The organism is Devosia albogilva (assembly GCF_042685625.1).
Lineage (GTDB): Bacteria > Pseudomonadota > Alphaproteobacteria > Rhizobiales > Devosiaceae > Devosia > Devosia albogilva.
Genome location: NZ_JBHUNP010000001.1, coordinates 3,132,668 through 3,151,290 on the forward strand (window position 1 = coordinate 3,132,668; position 18,623 = coordinate 3,151,290).

Annotated in this window: 18 protein-coding genes; 9 read left to right on the top strand and 9 right to left on the bottom strand. The window is 65.6% G+C overall.

Annotation, left to right across the window (positions count from 1 at the left end; genetic code table 11):
* Positions 1-55 precede the first annotated feature (55 nt).
* Genes ACFSX5_RS15705 through ACFSX5_RS15715 form a run of 3 tightly spaced genes read right to left on the bottom strand, consistent with a single transcriptional unit; the run spans position 56 to position 4,492 of the window.
* Complete coding sequence (locus tag ACFSX5_RS15705) at positions 56-2,356, bottom strand: LPS-assembly protein LptD (RefSeq protein ID WP_386834696.1); 2,301 nt, start codon at positions 2,354-2,356, stop codon at positions 56-58.
* A gap of 1 nt (position 2,357) precedes the next feature.
* Complete coding sequence (locus ACFSX5_RS15710) at positions 2,358-3,428, bottom strand: LptF/LptG family permease (RefSeq protein ID WP_386834698.1); 1,071 nt, start codon at positions 3,426-3,428, stop codon at positions 2,358-2,360.
* Positions 3,425-4,492, bottom strand: a complete 1,068-nt coding sequence (locus ACFSX5_RS15715; RefSeq protein WP_386834700.1) for an LptF/LptG family permease — start codon at positions 4,490-4,492, stop codon at positions 3,425-3,427. Before ACFSX5_RS15715 ends, ACFSX5_RS15710 begins: the two co-directional genes overlap by 4 nt.
* A 164-nt stretch (positions 4,493-4,656) precedes the next feature.
* Here ACFSX5_RS15715 and ACFSX5_RS15720 point away from each other — a divergent pair, with 164 nt between their 5' ends.
* Genes ACFSX5_RS15720 through ACFSX5_RS15735 form a run of 4 tightly spaced genes read left to right on the top strand, consistent with a single transcriptional unit; the run spans position 4,657 to position 7,767 of the window.
* Positions 4,657-6,138: a leucyl aminopeptidase gene (locus ACFSX5_RS15720; protein ID WP_386834702.1), complete on the top strand. Its 1,482-nt coding sequence runs from the start codon at positions 4,657-4,659 to the stop codon at positions 6,136-6,138.
* Between the two features lie 12 nt (positions 6,139-6,150).
* Positions 6,151-6,687, top strand: a complete 537-nt coding sequence (locus ACFSX5_RS15725; RefSeq protein ID WP_386834704.1) for a GNAT family N-acetyltransferase — start codon at positions 6,151-6,153, stop codon at positions 6,685-6,687.
* A gap of 19 nt (positions 6,688-6,706) precedes the next feature.
* Positions 6,707-7,153 (top strand): DNA polymerase III subunit chi, encoded by a 447-nt coding sequence (locus ACFSX5_RS15730; RefSeq protein WP_386834706.1) that lies wholly within the window; start codon positions 6,707-6,709, stop codon positions 7,151-7,153.
* On the top strand, positions 7,150-7,767 hold the full coding sequence (locus ACFSX5_RS15735) for a YitT family protein (protein WP_386834708.1): 618 nt from the start codon (positions 7,150-7,152) through the stop codon (positions 7,765-7,767). The genes ACFSX5_RS15730 and ACFSX5_RS15735 overlap by 4 nt, the downstream gene beginning before the upstream one ends.
* Here the strand turns inward: ACFSX5_RS15735 and ACFSX5_RS15740 are convergent.
* The 4 genes from ACFSX5_RS15740 to ACFSX5_RS15755 all read right to left on the bottom strand — a co-directional run bounded on the left by ACFSX5_RS15740 (position 7,760) and on the right by ACFSX5_RS15755 (position 11,494).
* On the bottom strand, positions 7,760-8,269 hold the full coding sequence (locus tag ACFSX5_RS15740) for a DUF1697 domain-containing protein (protein WP_386834710.1): 510 nt from the start codon (positions 8,267-8,269) through the stop codon (positions 7,760-7,762). The two genes, ACFSX5_RS15735 and ACFSX5_RS15740, sit on opposite strands and share 8 nt — an antisense overlap.
* On the bottom strand, positions 8,266-9,105 hold the full coding sequence (locus tag ACFSX5_RS15745; protein ID WP_386834712.1) for a DUF4344 domain-containing metallopeptidase: 840 nt from the start codon (positions 9,103-9,105) through the stop codon (positions 8,266-8,268). Before ACFSX5_RS15745 ends, ACFSX5_RS15740 begins: the two co-directional genes overlap by 4 nt.
* Before the next feature lie 98 nt (positions 9,106-9,203).
* Positions 9,204-9,632, bottom strand: a complete 429-nt coding sequence (locus ACFSX5_RS15750; protein WP_386834713.1) for a cupin domain-containing protein — start codon at positions 9,630-9,632, stop codon at positions 9,204-9,206.
* The gene (locus tag ACFSX5_RS15755) at positions 9,629-11,494 is read right to left on the bottom strand and encodes an ABC-F family ATP-binding cassette domain-containing protein (protein ID WP_386834715.1); all 1,866 of its coding nucleotides are present in this window, start codon (positions 11,492-11,494) and stop codon (positions 9,629-9,631) included. Before ACFSX5_RS15755 ends, ACFSX5_RS15750 begins: the two co-directional genes overlap by 4 nt.
* A gap of 208 nt (positions 11,495-11,702) precedes the next feature.
* Here ACFSX5_RS15755 and ACFSX5_RS15760 point away from each other — a divergent pair, with 208 nt between their 5' ends.
* From ACFSX5_RS15760 to ACFSX5_RS15775, 4 genes are all read left to right on the top strand, one after another.
* Positions 11,703-12,077, top strand: coding sequence for a hypothetical protein (locus ACFSX5_RS15760; RefSeq protein WP_386834717.1), 375 nt, complete (start codon positions 11,703-11,705; stop codon positions 12,075-12,077).
* Positions 12,078-12,199: 122 nt separating this feature from the next.
* Positions 12,200-12,622, top strand: a complete 423-nt coding sequence (gene ndk / locus ACFSX5_RS15765; RefSeq protein WP_386834719.1) for a nucleoside-diphosphate kinase — start codon at positions 12,200-12,202, stop codon at positions 12,620-12,622.
* Positions 12,622-12,825 carry a tautomerase family protein gene (locus ACFSX5_RS15770; RefSeq protein ID WP_386834721.1) on the top strand — a complete coding sequence of 68 codons (204 nt, stop codon included), beginning with the start codon at positions 12,622-12,624 and terminating at the stop codon, positions 12,823-12,825. The genes ndk and ACFSX5_RS15770 overlap by 1 nt, the downstream gene beginning before the upstream one ends.
* Positions 12,826-12,992: 167 nt before the next feature.
* A complete protein-coding gene (locus tag ACFSX5_RS15775) occupies positions 12,993-14,963 on the top strand; it encodes a DEAD/DEAH box helicase (RefSeq protein ID WP_386834722.1) in 1,971 nt (656 codons plus the stop codon).
* Positions 14,964-14,966: 3 nt separating this feature from the next.
* Here the strand turns inward: ACFSX5_RS15775 and ACFSX5_RS15780 are convergent, their stop codons facing one another.
* Both ACFSX5_RS15780 and ACFSX5_RS15785 read right to left on the bottom strand, forming a co-directional pair.
* Complete coding sequence (locus ACFSX5_RS15780; RefSeq protein WP_386834724.1) at positions 14,967-16,265, bottom strand: MFS transporter; 1,299 nt, start codon at positions 16,263-16,265, stop codon at positions 14,967-14,969.
* Positions 16,207-16,809 carry a MarR family winged helix-turn-helix transcriptional regulator gene (locus ACFSX5_RS15785; protein WP_386834726.1) on the bottom strand — a complete coding sequence of 201 codons (603 nt, stop codon included), beginning with the start codon at positions 16,807-16,809 and terminating at the stop codon, positions 16,207-16,209. The genes ACFSX5_RS15780 and ACFSX5_RS15785 overlap by 59 nt, the downstream gene beginning before the upstream one ends.
* Positions 16,810-16,918: 109 nt before the next feature.
* Here ACFSX5_RS15785 and ACFSX5_RS15790 point away from each other — a divergent pair, with 109 nt between their 5' ends.
* Positions 16,919-18,484: an MDR family MFS transporter gene (locus ACFSX5_RS15790; protein WP_386834728.1), complete on the top strand. Its 1,566-nt coding sequence runs from the start codon at positions 16,919-16,921 to the stop codon at positions 18,482-18,484.
* Positions 18,485-18,623: the final 139 nt, after the last annotated feature.

The window sequence follows — 18,623 nt, forward strand, 5'->3', positions numbered from 1 at the left end:
CAGTCTTGGCCGCGCTGTCAATTGCGCGACGAATACGGCCAAAATCCGATGCAGCTCAGTTGAGAGTCGGCAACGCTACGGCACCCGAATAGCCCACGTTCAGCCCCGCCGGTGCCTTGATGCGGAAGCTTGCCGTTACCCGGGTATCGTTTGGGCTCGCATGGGTTGGGCCCGTGCGCGAAGCATAGACGCCCGCGGCCAGGTATCCGTCGTCGTAGTTGACGCCACCACCAACCAGAAGCGCGCTGCCGCCGGTAACGTCATAGGCGGCATTCGCCGTCACGCTCCAGTAATCCGCCAGCGGAATGGTCAGCGTCCCGCTGACTTCATGCTGGTTCTGGAGCACGCCGAGCGCGGGCACAGCGGCCACGTAATGATAGCCAAGTCCTGCGGTGAACAGTTCGGTGGTCAGCCTGCCGGTGGCCGCAGCGCGGGTGATCGTCGGCCCGGCAGGATCGACCTGCAGCTTGCCGCCGACACTCAGCCCATTGGTGAAGTGCCCATACGCTCCGAGCACGGCATAGGAGGCCGCACCTTCAAGGCCGCTGCCCAGCGTCACATTGGTCGGGTCAGCCTGCGTGAAGGCGTTTACGCCGGCGATCTGGAACGATTGCCCACCGACCAGCTCGAGATAGCTGCCGTCGATGAAATTCGCCTGGTACCGCCCGCCGATATTGGCGCGCAATCCAGTTTCCTGCCGGTCCCAGCCGGAGAACCGGTTGAAGCTGAACAGGTTGGTCTCGTCGAACACGAAGCTCTGCGCATCGTCGTTGGTGATGCCGACCAGGCTGGTGTTGCTGCCGCGGTAAACCAGCTGCGCGATGGGCTCGATCAGGTGCACCGTCGATCCGTCGCTGGCTGCCAACGGGAACCGCACGTCCATTGCCGCGATCGGCGTTGCGCTCCACAGCGTCGTCGGCGCCGGTCCGATTGCGCTGGTGCCGTCGTAATGGGCCACATCGGCACGGCCGCCGAGATACGGCGTCACCACGAACCCGCCGGGCGCAATCCACTGTGTCTGCCATGCCGCCTGAAAGGCCGCGTGTTGCTTGTTGCCGGCATAGCCGAACGTGTAGGGCACCCCATTGAGCGTCCCGACCGCATCGCCCCCGCGGCTCACCCCCAGCAGCTTGCCGGTGATCTCGATGCGCCCCATCTCGCCGCCGAGCTCGTGGATGTGGTCGAAGCGGACGGCCGGAACAGCCATCCCTTGCCGGCCCTGCTCGACTTCGGTGACCCTCTCGCCGAGCACGTTGAAGCGCTGCACCCGCGCGTCGATGAAGGTGCTGTCCGAGACATGCGTCGCATACACCTGGTCCACCGAGGACTTGGCGTTGGTCAGCTTGTAGTCGAGCAGATAAGCGGCATCTGTGAACGCCGTGTAGCTCCAGCCTGCCGTCCAGTTCTCGATGGGCCGGAACTCACCGGAGGTCTGGATCGCCCCGCGCCAGTCGCGATCGCCGACCTCGCCGGTAAATGCCGCGCGGTCCCACTGGTAGAGGCCTGACGCCTTGACCTGCAGCGAACCGTTGTCGAAACGCTGCACCCATTCGGCGCTCATCAGGAAGCCCTGACGGCTCATCAGCGTCGGCGTCAGGATGATGTCGGTCCAGCGCGTCGAATAGGCGTAGTACGGCACATCCACCCGATGCCCGTAGTCCTCCGTATAGTCGTAAGTCGGCATACGCAGGTTTGCCAGAACCGAGTCGCTCGTGTCGGGCAGCCACAGATACGGCAACCACGCGACCGGGATGCCGAGAACCGCCAGCGACGGCTGTTCCAGGTAAACCGAGCCGTCTTCGGAATTGTGCACCACCTTGGCGGCGCGCATCGACCATCCGATGCGCCGGCCTTCATCGTCGATGCAATCGCCGCAAGGGGCGTAGGTGGCATTGACCAGGATGGTCTGCAGCGCCTCGTCATAGTCGGCGCTGTCGGCCGTGATCCGCGATCCGTCATAGGAGGTGATCGTCAGGGCATCGATGAAGGCCTGCCGCATCCCCCCGGTTACTTCCAGGTCTTCGGTCTCGAGCAGATTGCCCGATGGATCACGAACCGTGACGCCGCCGATGAATCGCACCCTGCCGGAGCTGCGGTCATACACCAGGTCCTGCCCGCTGGCGGTGTAGCCGCCCTGACTCACCACCACGTCGCCGACGGCCGTGATGACATTGGTGTTGGCGTTGAAGGTGAGCTGGTTGGCTTCCACCGCCGCCGGGGCGTTCTGGTCGAGCGGGGCGTTGAAGAAATCTGCTGGCAGGATGCCCTGGGCCAGGGCCGGCGCGGCCACGAGCAGCATCCCGGCGGCGATGGCCGGGCCGAGCAGCGCTGCCCTCTTGATCCCCCGGGACTTCATCTCACGCCCGCCCGTCTTCCTTGTACAGCAGCACCGTCACGCCGATGACGATGGCTACGAATGCCGGGCCGATCGCCGCGAAAACGGGGTTCAGGACACCGGTCGACCCAGCTCGGTCGGCCATCTCGGTGATCACGAACACAACGAAGCCCAGCACGATCCCGTAAAGGACCGCTGGTCCATAGTTAGAGGCTCTTCGATAACCCGCAGTAAACGCAAAGGCAATGAACAGGGAGCCGGTTAGCACAAGCGGCAGTGCCAGCAGCTTGATCAGCCGCATGGTTGCGGCATTGCGTATGCCCGCATCAGCCACGCCCTGCTGCAACAGAGTCGCCAGTTCGAAGAAGGTCATGTCTTCAGTCGAAGCCAGCTTGAGGCCGATCTCGGCCGGAGTGGAGCTCGTTGGCAGGCGATAGTCCGTGACCAGAAGGGCAGGGCGATCGGGCGCCAGCACTGTCGCTTGCGGCAGCACCCACTCCCCGTTCTCCAGCCGTGCCTCGATCGCAAGCAAGCGCCGCTCGGGTTGGTTGGTGAGATGGAAAAGCGTCACGTCGTGCAGCACCTCGCCGGTAGGGCCCATGCCACGCGCCATGATCACGTAATGATGTCCGTCTGCCCGCTGCTCGAGCCAGATTTCGCCGGGCGGCGTGAGTTGTGCCGCCTGTCCTGGCGGGGTGGGGTAGAGGTCGCGACCGACCTGGGTGCTCACGGTTTCGGCGCCGATGCCGACCACCAGGCTGATCAGCAACAGGGCGACAGTCGGCGCGCGCACCGTGCGCCAGATCGAAATACCGCTGGCCTTGATCACCGTCAGTTCGTGCCGGGCTTTGAGGTCGATCAGTCCCAGTATGGCGCCCATCAGCACCGTCACCGGCATGGTCTTGATCGTCCACTTCACCGCGCTCATCGCCACCATCAGCAGCGCCGCGCCCAGGCCATGCTGCTCCGCCACATAGTTGAAGCGCCACGTGTCGAGCGATTCCACCAGCGCGATCAGCCCATAGAAGACGAACAAGGTAACGCCGATGCGGGCCCCCACCCGCCGCAGCACCAGCCAGTCGATCCGGCTCATGAGGGCACCGCCATCGGCACCCGCCGCGGCCGCGCTCGCCACAGAAGCACCGCGCCACCCACGACCAGCATCACCAGCGCGCCCGTCGCCGTGCCGGCCGGGCTGTAGGCGCTGAGACCCCGTTCACCGAAAGCGATCAGCAGCACGAGCGCCTCCATCGGCACCGGAATGCGTTGGCGCCGGCCACTGGGGAATGCCGATATGGCCAACACCACCAGAACCATGCCGGCCACGCGCAATCCTTCCGAGGCGCGGTTCGCAAGCAGCAGCACCCCGTCAGGCGTCCAACCGGTCGCCAGTGCTTCGCGCACCAACTCCAGGCTGTCGCGCTCCATCATCGGGTTCACCGCAGCGAGCGGCTGCGACAGGTTTTCGACATCGATGTCATAGCGAGCGAAGGCGATTTCGGAGAAACGGCCGTCGGCCTCGGTGTACTCCAGACGGCCGTTGCGCAGTTCGATCACGTAGCGCTCACCGTCACTCGCGACACGCGCTGATTCTGCGATGTAGGTGCGGCGGGTCTCCGGGGTGCGGCGATCGTCCGCGAAAAACTCCTGGATCTCGCCGTTGCCGGAACGCCCACCGATCAGCAGCACCACGCCCGGCGTCACCTGGGTGAACCTGTTCGGCTTCAGCGTTGAACTCACCAGGTCCGCTGCAACGGAAGCATTCAATATGTTCAGCCGGCGATTGGCGTACGGCTCGACGAAGTTAGCGAGCAGCAGAACAATCACGATTCCTGCAGCGCCGATCACCCCTGCTGCCCGCCATAACGACGGCAACCCGTGGCTCGTGTGCACGATATGAAGTTCATGACTCGCCTGCAGCGCCAGCAGGGCCCGCGAAAGGCCGATGCCGACGCACACATAGAAGAACGCGATGGCGAGCGGCGGCATGGTGAGCAGCGCCTGCACGGCGAGGGTTTGGACGCCTTGTCCTTTCACCGACACGACGTCGAAAGCCCTGAGGCAGTTCACCAGCCACAACAGGAAGCAGACGATCCCGAACAGGATGATCGCGTCCGCAGCGAACAGGCGTGCCAGATAAGAAGTCAGCCGCTTCATGCTGTCGGTTGCACACTCCGCAGGATTGGGCGGACCATGAGAGAGTTTTGTGGGGCAGGCAAGCACTGCCAGCATCACCGATTGGCTTTCAACGTGCCTGTTGCGGGATTGACGCGCGGCTTCGCAGGGCCAATCCTGCCGCCGTTTACGTCTTCAGGCCCTTCATGTCCCATACTCTTGTTATCGAGGTCGCCGCGCTTGGAAGCGCCGCGGCCGCTGCCACCGTCATCTATGCCGCCGAGGGCGCCGCTCCATCCGGTGCCGGTGCCGCCATCTGGCAGGCAACCGGGCTCGATTGGCAGACCACCGCCACAGCCGGCGCCTTCCGCGGCCGTCAGGGCCAGGTACTTGATCTCCTGGGGCAGGGCAGAGGGCGCCTGCTGGTGCTCGGCAGCGGCCGCGCCGGCGGTGATTCCCCCCTATCGGCCTGGACCGATCGGGGCGGTTCGCTCCTGTCCAAGCTGGTCGGCACGCGCGTTGAGTCGGTGGACGTCGTCATCGACGAACCTGGCGCCAGCCCTGCGGCCGTCGCCGAACTCGCCGCCGGCCTCCGCCTCCGGCACTACCGCTTCGACCGCTATCGCTCCGCCCGGCCGGATGATCCTCCGGCAACGCTGCAGGTCACTCTCCGCGTTGCCGATCCTGATGCCGTCCGCGCTGCCATCGCCGATCGCTTCGCGTCGGTTGACGGGACCCTGCTGGCTCGCGAACTCGTCCACGAGCCGCCCAACCATCTCGGCCCGGTGGAGTTCGCTGCCCGCGCCGCCGAACTGCGCCAGCTGGGCGTCGATGTGGAAATCCTTGAACCCGAAGCTCTCGCCGAGTTGGGCATGAACGCCCTGCTGGCCGTGGCCCAGGGCTCCGAGCGTCCCGCTCGCCTTGTGGTCATGCAGTGGCGCGGCGGTAACCCGGGCGCCGCGCCGCTCGCCTTTGTCGGCAAGGGCGTCGTCTTCGATACCGGCGGCATCTCCATCAAGCCGGCTGCCAACATGGAAGACATGAAGGGCGACATGGGTGGCGCCGCCGCTGTGACCGGCCTCATGCTGGCCCTCGCCACCCGCAAGGCCCCGGTCAACGCCGTCGGCGTCATCGGCATCGTCGAGAACATGCCCTCCGGCCGCGCCATGCGTCCCGGCGACATCCTCAAGGCAATGAGCGGCACCACCATCGAGGTGGTCAACACCGATGCCGAAGGCCGGCTCGTGCTGGCCGATGCCCTCTGGTACACGCAGGATCGCTTCAAGCCCCGCTTCATGATCAACCTGGCGACCCTCACCGGCGCCATCCTGGTGGCGCTCGGGCACGAGCACGCCGGCCTGTTCAGCAACAGCGACGAACTCGCCGGCCAGTTGCTCCAATCGGGTCTCGCCAGCAACGAGAAGCTGTGGCGGATGCCGCTCTCCCCCGGCTACGACAAGCTGATCGAGTCCCGTTTCGCCGACATCAAGAACTCCGGCGGTCGCCCCGGCGGCTCCATCACCGCCGCCCAGTTCCTGCAGCGTTTCGTCAACGGCGTGCCGTGGGCTCACCTTGATATCGCCGGCACCGCGTTTGGCGGCACCGCCACCGAAACCAACGCCACCTGGGCCTCGGGCTTCGGCGTCGCACTGCTCGACCGCCTCGTGCGCGATCACTACGAGCAGTAGCAGGGAGCAGCGATGAACAGCGCGCCAGTCGTCATCCGGCCGATCCAGCACGGCGACATGCCCGCCTACTGGACAGCGCTGGATGCCGTGGCGCGCGAACGCCGCTACTTCACCTGGGAGCAGGGGCCGCCGCTTCCTGGAACGGCAAGGTTCGTCGCTGAGAACATCGAATCGGGCAACCCGCACGTGGTCGCTCTCGATGGTGACCACCTCGTCGGCTGGTGCGACATCGTCCGGCAAAAGCGCGTCTTCGCTCATGTCGGCGTTCTGGGCATCGGCATCATTGCCTCCCATCGCGGGCGCGGCATCGGTCGCCAACTCATGGCGGGTGCCATCGAGGGCGCCTGGCAAGCGGGTTTCAAGCGGGTGGAACTCGAAGTCTACGCCACCAACCTCAACGCCATCCGCCTCTACGAGCAGCTCGGCTTTCGCCACGAAGGCACCAAGCGGCTCGGCGCCCGCCTCGAGGACGAGTTGGTGGACGTCCACTGCATGGCCCTGCTCGCTCCGGGGCTCAGCCCCGACGAGCCCCCTCGCGGCTCCGCTTGAATCCCGCTACGTTCCCGTCATGCCCGACGTCCTCTTCTACCACCTCGAAGCCAAGCCCCTCGAAGCGGTCATTCCGCAACTGCTGGAGAAGACGCTGGAACGCGGCTGGCGCGCCGTGGTGGAGGTCGGCTCCACCGAGCGAGCCGAGGCGCTCGATTCTCATCTCTGGACCTGGCGCGACGACAGCTTCCTGCCCCACGCTCTCGCCGGCGAGGAGACGGATCCGCACCAGCCCATCCTGCTCACCACCGGCGCCGAGAACCCCAACGGCGCCGCCGTCCGCTTCTTCGTCGACCGCGCCGTGCCGCAATCGGCCGAGGGCTATGAGCGCATCGTCTACATGTTCTCCGGCCATGATCCCGACGCCGTCGCCGAGGCGCGAGACGCCTGGCGCCGCCTGCGCGACGGCAATGCCGTCACCTATTGGCAGCAGGAGCCCGATGGCCGCTGGGTCAAGAAGGCATGACGCCGGACCTCTCCGCCCCCAGCCGCCACGAGCTCCACGAAGACCTCTTCGCCATGCTGATCGGCACGACGCTGGTGGCGCTCGGCATCGTCTTTTATGCCGAAGTGACGCTGACCACCGGCAGCTCCGCCGGCCTGGCGCTGCTGCTGCAATATGTCACCGGCATCCCGTTCGGCTGGCTGTTCTTCCTGATCAACCTGCCGTTCTACGTTCTGGCCATTCTGCGCATGGGCTGGCCCTTCGCGATCAAGACCTTCGCCTGCGTAGCGCTGGTATCGCTGTTTACCGAGCAGTTTCCGCTCTGGCTCGACATCTCCGGCATCGAACCGCTGTTCGCCGCCCTTGTCGGCGGCGGGCTGATGGGCCTCGGCATCCTGTCGCTGTTCCGGCACAAGGCCAGCGTAGGCGGCATCAACATCCTGGCGCTGTACCTGCAGGACAATTTCGGCATCCGCGCCGGCTGGTTCCAGCTCGGCGTCGACGCGGTAATCCTGGTCTTCGCCTTCTTCGTGTTGCCTGTCGACCGCGTGCTCTACTCGATCCTAGGCGCGGTGATGCTCAACCTGATCATCGGCCTAAACCATCGTCCCGGCCGCTATATCGGCTTCAGCTAGCCATCTCGGCCAGCTTGCGGACGCTGTTCATGTTGCGCGCCGTGCCGTTCCTGGCCGCCGGAATCGCCAGCTTCGACCGCCCCATGCCGGAGCCATACCACACATAGATCTCGCGGTTGCCGAGCACGACCTCCTCGTCAGCCGCCTTGTTCTTGACGGTCTCCAGCGCATCCTTCGCGGGCGCCTCGTCGAGAAAGATCGCCACCGCGAACTTGTCCTCCCGCTCCGGCCATGGGTTGCCCGCGAGCACCGCCGCCATCTCCGCGCCATCCCGCACCAGCACCGGGATCGCCCGTCCTGCGAACTCCGCCAGCCGCCGCTCCAGTTCCGCCTTCACCTCGTCCTCGCTCCGGTCGGTGGAGAACACGGCATTGCCGCTGTTGACGTAGGTCGCCACGTCCGCGAACCCGGCCTCGCTGCAGATGCGCTTGAGATCGGCCATGGGCACCTTGACGCCGCCCACATTCACCCCTCGCAGCAGCGCCACCAGCCGCCGCATCATTTCCGCTTCTTCCCGGATGAGCTTTCCGCAACGGCCGCCTGGTGATCCGTAAGCCACAGATCCATGTAGTCCTGCATCAGCTCGTAGCAGAAGATCACTTCCACATTGTCGCGGTCGTAGAAGGCATTGGCCTCCCCGCAATGCTTGGCATTGAACGCCACCGGCTTCGGCAGGCTGAAGCGCGTGCGCAGATCCTCGGCCACCCGCTCGAACACGCGGCTCGATCGGAACGCATCCGCGGCTGCCTTCAGGCGCCCGCTGACATTGTGGTAGCTCACGGTCACCTCGGTGCCGACATGCTTGGCCTTGCGGCCGACCCCGAGCAAGGCGCTGAAGCTGCGGTTCACCGTCTCCCAGTCGAAGTAGCAGCTGTCCTGCCGGTCCCGGTCGAGATGGTATTCGTTGGCGATCGGCCGGAATACGCCGACATCGCTGCCCACCATCAGACATACGATCTGGAACGAGCGCTGCCGATCAAGGCTGTGCGCGGCATAGAAGTCGGATTCATAACCGCCGCTGTTGTACGCCCGCCCCGAGAGCTGCCAGCCGCGCGCCGCATCGGTGAGGGCAGCCTCGGCCTGCGGCGTCTGCTGATTGAGCAGCATCCAACTGGCCATGTTGTCGGCCGCATCCTCCTCACGCCCCAGGATCGGCAGGTCCAACTGGTCGAAGATCAGGTGCGCGACTTCATGGTAGAGCACGAACAGGCTGTTGTTCTTGGCAAAGCGCTGCTGCTCCATGCGCTCGACTTTGCTCAGCGCCTGCGCCTGCGCTGCGCCCACCAGCGTCAGCATCACGGCTGCGGCAGCAAGAACCTTCAATGCAGTGGTGCGCATGGACACATCTGGCTGAGCGAAATACCGCCAGCAAACGTCAGCGTTGGGAGCCTGTCAACGCCGTTCAGCCGCCGGTAAACAAGGTTCAGGTCTCGAGTTTATCGCCCCGGTTCCCAGCCCGGCTCCACCAACTGGAACCCCGAGAAGCGGAACCCAGGCGCCACCGTGCAGCCCACCAGGGTCCAATCGCCGATGCTCTCGGCCGCCTGCCAGGCGTCGCGCGGCACCACCACCTGCGGCCGCTCGCCGGCATCGATATCGCCACCCAGCCGGTGCTCGTCGACGCTGCGCCCGTCAGAAATCTTCAGGCGCAATGGAGCTCCCGCATACCAGTGCCACACCTCGACCGAATCCACACGATGCCAGTGCGAGCGGTCTCCAGCTTCCAGCAGGTAGTAGATCGCGGTGGAGTGCGCCCGTCCGTCCGCGCCGGCCGTGTCTTCAAACGTTCGCGCATACCAGCCGCCTTCGGGATGACGCTGCATCCCGAGGGTGAATATCACATCCCTGGCGGCCAGCTTGCTCATGCGCGCTCCGCGTCTTCCAGCTCGGCGCTCAGCGCCAGCCACTGTTCTTCGGTCTGTTCGAGATCGGCGCCGTAGCGCGCCTTGTCCTTGCCCAGCGCAATCAGCCGCTCGGGAGCGCCGTTGTAGACCTTCGGGTCGGCAAGCTGGGCTTCGATCTTTTCGATTTCCACCTTCAAACGGCCGATCTTGGTTTCCGCATCCTTAATGGAAGCTTTGAGCGGCGCGAGTTCCTGCCGGCGGGCGGCCGCCTCCTGCTTGCTCAGCTTCCGTTCGCCCTTGCCGCCGCCGTTTCGTCCCTCCTTGGAGGAGGTGATGCTGCGCTGGTAGCTGTCGAGGTCCTCGTCGAGCTCGCGGATGGTGCCGCCCTCGGCGATCCACAGCGTGTCGCAGGTCGCCTCGATCAGGTGCCGATCGTGCGAGATGATCAGCACCGCCCCCTCATACTCGTTGAGCGCATGCACCAGGGCATCGCGCGAATCGATGTCGAGATGGTTGGTCGGTTCGTCGAGGATCATCATCCCCGGTCCATGGAAGGTGATCAGGCCCATGAGCAGGCGGGCCCGCTCGCCACCGGACAGGTTCTTGGCCTTGGTGTCCATGCGCGACGTGGTCAGTCCCATCTGATTGAGCCGGCTTCGCCGCTTGGTCTCGTTGTCGGTTGGCATCAACTCGGCAACATGCTCCAGGGGCGTCCATTCCGGCTTCAGCTTGTCCATCTGGTGCTGTGCGAAATGGGCGATCTCGAGCTTCTTGCCGATCCGCATCGTGCCGCCCATAGCGGGGATGTCGCCGGCGAGGAGCTTGGCGAAGGTCGACTTGCCGTTGCCATTGACGCCCACCAGCGCAATGCGATCCTCCGGATCGATGCGCATGGTGATGTTCCTCAGGATCACCTTGTCGGCGTAACCCGTTGAAACACCATCCAGCGTCACCATCGGCGTCGGCATCTCGGCCTTGGGCTGCTGAAACCGGAACGGTGCCGAGTGTTCGTCGAACATCGCCGCAGGTGGCTTCAACTTCTCGATCATCTTCACGCGCGCTTGTGCCTGCTTGGCCTTGGTGGCCTTGGCCTTGAAGCGATCGACGAACTTCTGCAGGTGCGCGATCTGGTCGAGCGTCTTTTCGCGCGTCTTGTTGTTCAGCTCCATCTGCATGCGACGCGTCGCTTCGAACGTGTCGTAATTGCCCTTGTAGAAGGTGAGCTTGCGGTGCTCGAGGTGCACGATCGACGTCACCGCCTTGTTCAGGAGGTCACGGTCGTGGCTGATCATGAATACGGTGTAGGGGTAGGTTGCCAGGTACTTCTCGAGCCACAGCGTGCCCTCGAGGTCGAGATAGTTGGTCGGCTCGTCGAGCAGCAGCAGGTCCGGCTGGCTGAACAGCACCGCCGCCAGCGCCACGCGCATGCGCCAGCCGCCCGAAAGTTCGCGCGTCGACCCCATCTGCCGGTCCTGCTCGAAGCCGAGCCCTTTGAGAATGGACGAGGCCCGCGCCTCCGCCGTGTGCGCGTCGATATCGGCCAGCCGGGTATGGATCTCCCCGATCCGGTCAGGGTCGGTCGCGGTCTCCGCCTCTGCCATGAGCGCAGTGCGCTCCTTGTCGGCAGCCATGACCACGTCGAGCACGCTCTCCTCGCCGGCCGGCGCTTCCTGCGCTACCGCTCCGATCCGTGCCTTCCTCACCAGCTCGATCTTGCCGGCGTCGGCGCCGAGATGACCCTGGATCAGGTGGAACAGCGTGGTCTTGCCGGTGCCGTTCTTGCCCACGAACCCGGTCTTGGATCCGGCCGGCAGCACCAGCGAAGCGTCTTCGAACAGTTCGCGACCCTGGATGCGATAGGTGAGGTTGGAAATCGTGAGCATGGCAAGGCGATCTGCGGAAGAGGGCAGGGTCCCGCGCACAACGGCAAACGCCGCGGCAGCATCCCTGCGGAAAGAAACTGGTCGGTGCTGGATAGAGTTAAGCGGCGGCTATGGCAACCGGCCCGCGGGAATGGCTGGTGTGCCCGCGGGTGCATCCCTTGGTCCGGCGTCGACGTTGTGGAGCGAGACCACTTTCGAGGAAACATTCATGTCCCGCATCTTCCTTGCCCTCGCCGCCGCGCTTGCCGTCACCTCGGCCACCGCTGCCCAGCAGCAGCCCGCCGTTCTCGACGACCTTGATGCCGAGCGGATCGACGCCCAGCAGGTCAGCATCGAGTTCGAGTATGACGGGAGCGCCTGCGAGACCGTGGGCACCGCCGAACTTGGCGACATCGCCGACGGCACCGCTGCCATCACGTTCCCCACCACCAGCACCGCCGAAGTCTGCACGCAGCAACTGGTCGAGATCGAAGTCGATCAGATCGTCGCCCTCGACGAAACCGCCACGGCTGTCGAGGTCACCGTTCTGAGCCCCGATGGCTCGGTCCTCGCCACCGGCACCGACGAGATCGAACGCGACTGATCCTGCATGTTAGCCATGCCTGAGCACTGCCCGGTTCACCGGGCGGTGCCGTCTTGCCTGCGGTCCCGTCTGCCGCTACAAGCGCGCCACCTTCCAGCCCGCAATCAAGGACAAAGACCGCCATGGCGATCGAACGCACCTTCTCCATCATCAAGCCCGATGCCGTCCGCCGTAACCTGATCGGCAAGATCATCGCCATCTTCGAAGAGAACGGCCTGCGCCCGATCGCCCTGAAGAAGATCCACATGACCCGCGCCCAGGCGGAAGGCTTCTACGCCGTCCACAAGGAGCGCCCCTTCTTCGGTGAACTGGTCGAGCAGATGATCGCCTCGCCGGTGGTCGTGCAGGTCCTCGAAGGTGAGAACGCCATCCTGAAGAACCGCGAGATCATGGGCGCGACCAACCCGGCCAACGCTGCCGAGGGCACCATCCGCAAGCTGTTCGCTCTCTCGGTCGGCGAGAACTCGGTCCACGGCTCCGACGCTCCGGAAACCGCCGCCGAGGAAATCCGCTTCTTCTTCAACGACGACGAACTCGTCGGCTGATGCCTTACGTCAACGTCCGCATCATCGAAGGCGCGACCACCGAGCAAAAGGCCGAGGTGATCGCCGGGATTACGGACGTAATGGTCAGGGTTCTCGGCAAGAACCCTGAGACCACGCACGTCGTCATCGACGAAGTGCCGTTGGAAAACTGGGGCCACAAGGGCAAGTCCGTCGCCGAACTGCGTCAGCAGCCCAAGGACTGACACCTTTCGCCTCTACAGGATCGAGGCCGCCCGCCGGGCGGCCTTTTGCTTTCTTCGGCGCCGGATGCGCCGTCCGGGCGCAACTCCGCCCTCTCTCATTCATTCCGCACACGACAACTCGTTCGCGGCTATGGCGCCAGTGATTGGCGGCGCCAGAAAGATCATTCATGTCCCTTCCGGAAACCATCCTTCCGCCCATCGCCCGCGCCCTTGCCGCCAAGGGCTACGAGACCCTCACGCCGGTTCAATCCGCAATCATCGAGGACGAAACCGCTGGTCGTGACCTGCTCGTCTCTGCCCAGACCGGTTCCGGCAAGACGGTCGCCTTCGGCATGGCCATTGCCCCGACCCTGCTCGGTGGCGCCGAAAGCTTCGATACCCCGTCCGCCCCATTGGCCCTGATCATCGCACCGACGCGTGAACTGGCGCTCCAGGTTCAGCGCGAGCTCGACTGGCTCTATGCCGAAGCCGGTGCCCGTACGGCCTCGGCCGTTGGCGGGATGGATGCCCGCACCGAGCGTCGCGCCCTCGAACGCGGCGCCCACATCGTCGTCGGCACGCCCGGCCGCCTGCGTGACCACATCACCCGTGGCGCCCTCGACATGTCCGCGCTCCGCGCCGTCGTGCTCGACGAAGCCGACGAGATGCTCGATCTCGGCTTCCGCGAGGATCTCGAGTTTATCCTGGCCGCCGCGCCGGAAGAGCGCCGCACGCTGCTGTTTTCGGCCACCGTCCCGCGCCCCATCGCTCAGCTGGCAAAGACCTTCCAGCGCAATGCGCTTCGGGTCGCCGCCACCAGCAGCGAGGAGCAGCACGCCGACATCGACTACAAGCTAATGCTCGTCCCCGCCGCCGAGCGCGAGAACGCCATTATCAACACCCTGCTGTGGTTCGAGGCGGTCAACACCATCGTCTTCGCCTCCACCCGCGAGGGCGTGAAGCATCTGTCCGCGCGGCTCCACAACCGCGGCTTCAACGTCGTCACCCTCTCCGGCGAACTGACCCAGTCCGAGCGCACCAACGCCTTGCAGGCTATGCGCGACGGCCGCGCCCGCATCTGCGTGGCCACCGACGTCGCCGCCCGCGGCATCGACCTGCCCAACCTGGATCTGGTCATCCACGCCGACCTGCCGACCAACCCCGATACGCTGCTCCATCGCTCCGGCCGCACCGGCCGGGCAGGGCGCAAGGGCACCTGCGTCATCCTCGCTCCGCTTCACCGCCGCCCTGTCGCCCAGCGCATCCTCAAGGCCGCCAAACTCGACGTCGAGCTGATGCAGCCGCCCACAGCCGGGGAGATCGAGGCCCGCTACCGCGAAGCCATTCTCTCCGCTGACACGCTCGTAGCGCCCACCGAGGACGAAGCCGAGCTCGTCACCCAACTGCTCAAGCGCCACAGCCCCGAGGCCATTGCTGCCGCCTATCTGCGCCAGCAGCTCGCCGCCCGTCCTGTGCCCGAGGACGTCACGCCCAATGCCGTCCTGCCGCCGCCCGGCGACCGCGATCCGCGTACCCGCGAACGCTTCGAAGGCGGCACCTGGTTCAAGGTGACGCTCGGCCGCAAGCAGCGTGCCGAACCGCGCTGGGTGCTGCCCATGCTGTGCAAGGCCGGCAACGTCACCAAGGGTTCCATCGGGTCCATCCGCATCTTCGACACCGAGACGCTGTTCGAGGTCGCTGCCGACAAGGCCGACAGCTTCCAGCGCGCCGTCGAGCGCAACGGCACCGGCGAGCGCGGCGTCAGCATCCTGCCCGTCGACGCCCCGGGCGAAGCCCAGCTCCGCCAGTCCCGCGAACGGCCCCCGGCCAAGCGCCGCGAAGAGGCCTACGACCCGGCAGCCGCCCCGTCACGAGAACGCCCCGCCCGCAAGCCTCGGGAGGGCGGCCACGACCCGGCGGCATCCATGATCGAGCGCCCGCCGCGCAAGCCGCGCTTCGGGTCGGGCGGCCTTGATGCCACCGACTTCGTTCCGTCCACGGATGACACCCCTCCGGCACCTAAGCCGCGCAAGCCCGCCAAGCCGGTGAACAAGGACAAGGGCAAGCCGAAATGGTCCAAGCCCGCAGGGGCGACTGAAAGCCGCGCGCCGAAAAAGGCCAAGCCCAAGGATCACAAGAAGCGCCGCGCCGCAGAGTGACCCTCAGGCCTGCGCCGGCTTCAGCCCACCCAGCCTGCCGAGATTGCCCGCCGCCATGATCGCTGCCCCGAGCACCGACACGGCGGCGGCAACGATCAGCGCAAACCGGTAGTCCCCGCCGCTCGCCAGCACCCCGAAGGCACCGGCCCCGAGCAGGTTGGCGGCGATCGCCACCACGTCCATCAGCGACGTCGATAGCCCCACCCGGCCTTTGATCGCATCCTGCACATAGGAGATGTTGACGCTCATCAGCGCCGCCGTCCCGAGCCCGTTAAGCGCCAGCAGCCAGAACAGCGCCGGGACACTCTCGAGCTGGCTGGTGAGCCCGATGAACACCGCCATGACGAGCCCCGCGCCCGCCAGCAGCGTTTCCTTGGTCACCCGCGTGGTGAGCCAGGCCAGCAGCAGCATCAACGGCGCCTCGGTCGCCGCCGTGATCCCGGCGTAAAGCCCCACATCGGTGACCGTCCCGCCGAGATCGCTGACGATGAACAGCGCCATGGTCAGCGTCATCAGCCGCATCGCTCCGGTCATCACGATCAATCCCGTGATCCCCGCCAGCGTGCCCGGCCGCAGCTCGAACGCGGACAGCAGCGATGCGCCCTTCACACGCACCGGTGCCGGCATCTGCACCGCAGCCTTGGGATCGGCCATCAATAGCGCAAACACCGCCGCGATCCCCGCATAGGCAATGGCCGACGCAAGGAACACGTCGAAAATGCTGAACTCCGCTGCCACCCATCCTGCCAGCGGCGGCACCACGATCCAGGCCAGCGTGAACACGGTGCGCAGTGCCTGCACCATGAAGTCCGCCCGCTCCGGCCGGTGCTTGAGATAGTAGACCCGCACATAGCCGAAGCTTTGCCCATAGGCGGCCCCCGAAAAGGGCATGATCAGCGCCATGGCGATGGTGAAGCTCGCCTGCGTCGGCCACAGATAGATCATCCCGTGCGCCAGGATGCCGGTGAGCGCCGTGAGCAGCACCAGCAGGCGCCGGTCCGGCAGCTTGTCCGACAGATAGCCGAGCCCCAGCGACACGAAGGTGCCGAAGATCGCCCCCGCGCTCATCACCGTTGCAAAGAAGCCCGGCGACATGCCGAGCGTGTCGACGCCCACGAGGGACGCATAGGGGATGGTCGCGGCGTAGCTGACGCCGGAAAAGAACATGTTGGCGCCCAGCAGCGCCGTCACCGGCAATCGAGACTCGCTTGCCATCGCATCCCTCCTCCAGGGGCGGCGAGACCTAGCCTGTGCGCTCGGTGCTGTCCATCTTCCGAGCCAGCGCCGCGATCTCTGCGGCAAACCGCTCCGAGCCGGTCTCCAGATGGTTCGACCAGGTCGCGAACCGCTCGAGCAGCGGCACGAACTGCGCCAGCTCGCCCTTCTGCCAACTGCCGAGGAAATCACCCATGATCAGGTATTTATAGGCTCGCACCGCCTCCACGACCGCCTTGCCGCGCTCCGTCAGCACCACGATGGCACGTCGCCCATCGGCCTGGCTCACCGCCCGCCTTGCATAGCCCTGGTCCACCATCTCGCTCACCAGCCGGCTCGCCCGCGACGGGTCGATGGCCAGCCGCTCGGCCACCGTGCCCACCATCGTTTCGCCAGCGGCTTCGCCGAACTCATTGGCCGGTCCGTCGATCGCCACCAGCACGTCGAACTGCGCGATGTCGAGCCCGATCTTCAGCTCCACGAGCGCCCGTTGCCCCAATTCCCGCTTCATCGCGCGCCGTCGCCAGTTCTGTAGCAGCGCATCGATCCGCATCACGGCGTCGGCCGTTGCTGCATCGATCCCCGCCCTCTGCAGCAGGGCGCTGGCTTCGCCATCCGAGAACTGCGGCATGCCTGCCTCCTAATTGTATGCTATTGACACATAAATGCCGTGAGCAGGTGTATGCTGCCTCACATCTTCAAGCAAGAGAGCGGCATGTCGCAGCCGCTCGGAAACACCTATGGCCACCCCCGCACAACCCGAAGCTGCCCCGACTTCCGTTCCGCTGATCATCGGCGCCGTTGCCGTCACCCTGCTGCTCGCCTCGCTGGGCCAGACCATCGTGTCCACGGCCCTGCCGGTCATTGTCGGCGAGCTCGGCGGTCTGGAGCACCTGACTTGGGTGGTGATCGCCTATCTGCTGAGCTCCACCGTCGTTGCTCCGATCTACGGCAAACTTGGCGACCTCTATGGCCGCAAGATCGTGCTGCAGGTGGCCATCGTCGTCTTCCTCGGCGGTGCGCTACTCTCCGCGCTCGCCAATTCCATGACCTTCCTGATCATTGCCAGGGCCATCCAGGGGCTCGGCGGCGGCGGGCTGATGGTCGTAGCCATGGCCGTCGTCGCCGACGTCATTCCGCCCCGTCAGCGCGGCAAGATCCAGGGCGTTTTCGGCGCGGTGTTCGGCGTGTCGACCGTAGCCGGACCGCTGCTGGGCGGGTTCATCGTCGAGCATAGCTCCTGGCAGTGGATATTCCTCATCAATCTGCCGCTCGGCATCCTGGCGCTGGTCGTGATCGGCCTCGTTCTCAAGCCCAATCCCAACCGCATCTCGCACAAGGTCGATTATCTCGGCTTTGCCCTGCTCACCGCGGACCTCTCCGCCTTCGTGCTCGCCACCTCGCTGGGCGGCATCACCTTTGCCTGGACCTCGCCGGAAATCATCAGCCTCGTCACTGCCGCCGTCCTGCTGCTTGCAGGCTTCGCTTTCGTCGAAGCCCGCGCCGCCGAGCCGGTGCTGCCGCTGCCGCTGTTCCGCAACAATACATTCCTCGTCACCAACGCCGTCGGCTTCCTTGTCGGCATGGCCATGTTTGGTTCCATCACCTTCCTGCCGATGTACCTGCAGCTGGCAAAGGGCGTGTCTCCCACCAACTCGGCGCTGCAACTCGTTCCCATGATGGTCGGTCTGATTGGCGCCTCCACCCTGTCGGGCTTCCTGATGAGCCGCACCGGCCGCTACCGTTTCCTGCCGATGATCTCCACGGCGGTGCTGGTGGTGGGGCTCGTGCTGCTCGCCAACATGCAGCTCGATACTCCCGACTGGCAGGTCGCGATCTACATGCTCCTGGTCGGTGCCGGCATCGGCCCGGTCAACAGCACCGGCGTCACCGCCACGCAAAATGCGGTGCCGCGGCCCCTGGTTGGCGTTGCCACGGCCGGCAACACGCTGTTCCGCCAGATCGGCGGCTCCATCGGGGTGTCGGTGTTCGGCGCCATCTTTGCCAGCGGGCTTGCCAGTCGCTTGGGGGGCCTCATGCCCGAAGGCAGCGGGGTAGGGGCCTTCAACGCCCAGATGCTCGCCGCTCTGCCGGAGGAAAGCCGCCAGACTGTGCTCGAAGCCTTCGCGCAGGCGCTCCACCCGGTGTTCTATACGGCCGCTGTCGCGGCGTTCCTGGCCTTCGTCCTCGTGTTCTTCCTGCGCGAGCTACCGCTGGCCACCACGCTGCGGCACGAGCCGGAGGCCGAGATCGAGGCCGAAGAAGCTGGTGCAGCCGCAGCGGCTGGATCTCCCGCGGGGCGCTGACGGTGTGGCAAATCCGCATCGGTTCCCCGGCCCGTGCGGATTCTCGGAAATGTTAGTGGCGCTCGGAGTCGAGCTTGCTACTGTTTGCAAATCGAGTTGCCGACTGCGTCACCGGCCCGCACCTTGGAGAACCGTTCGT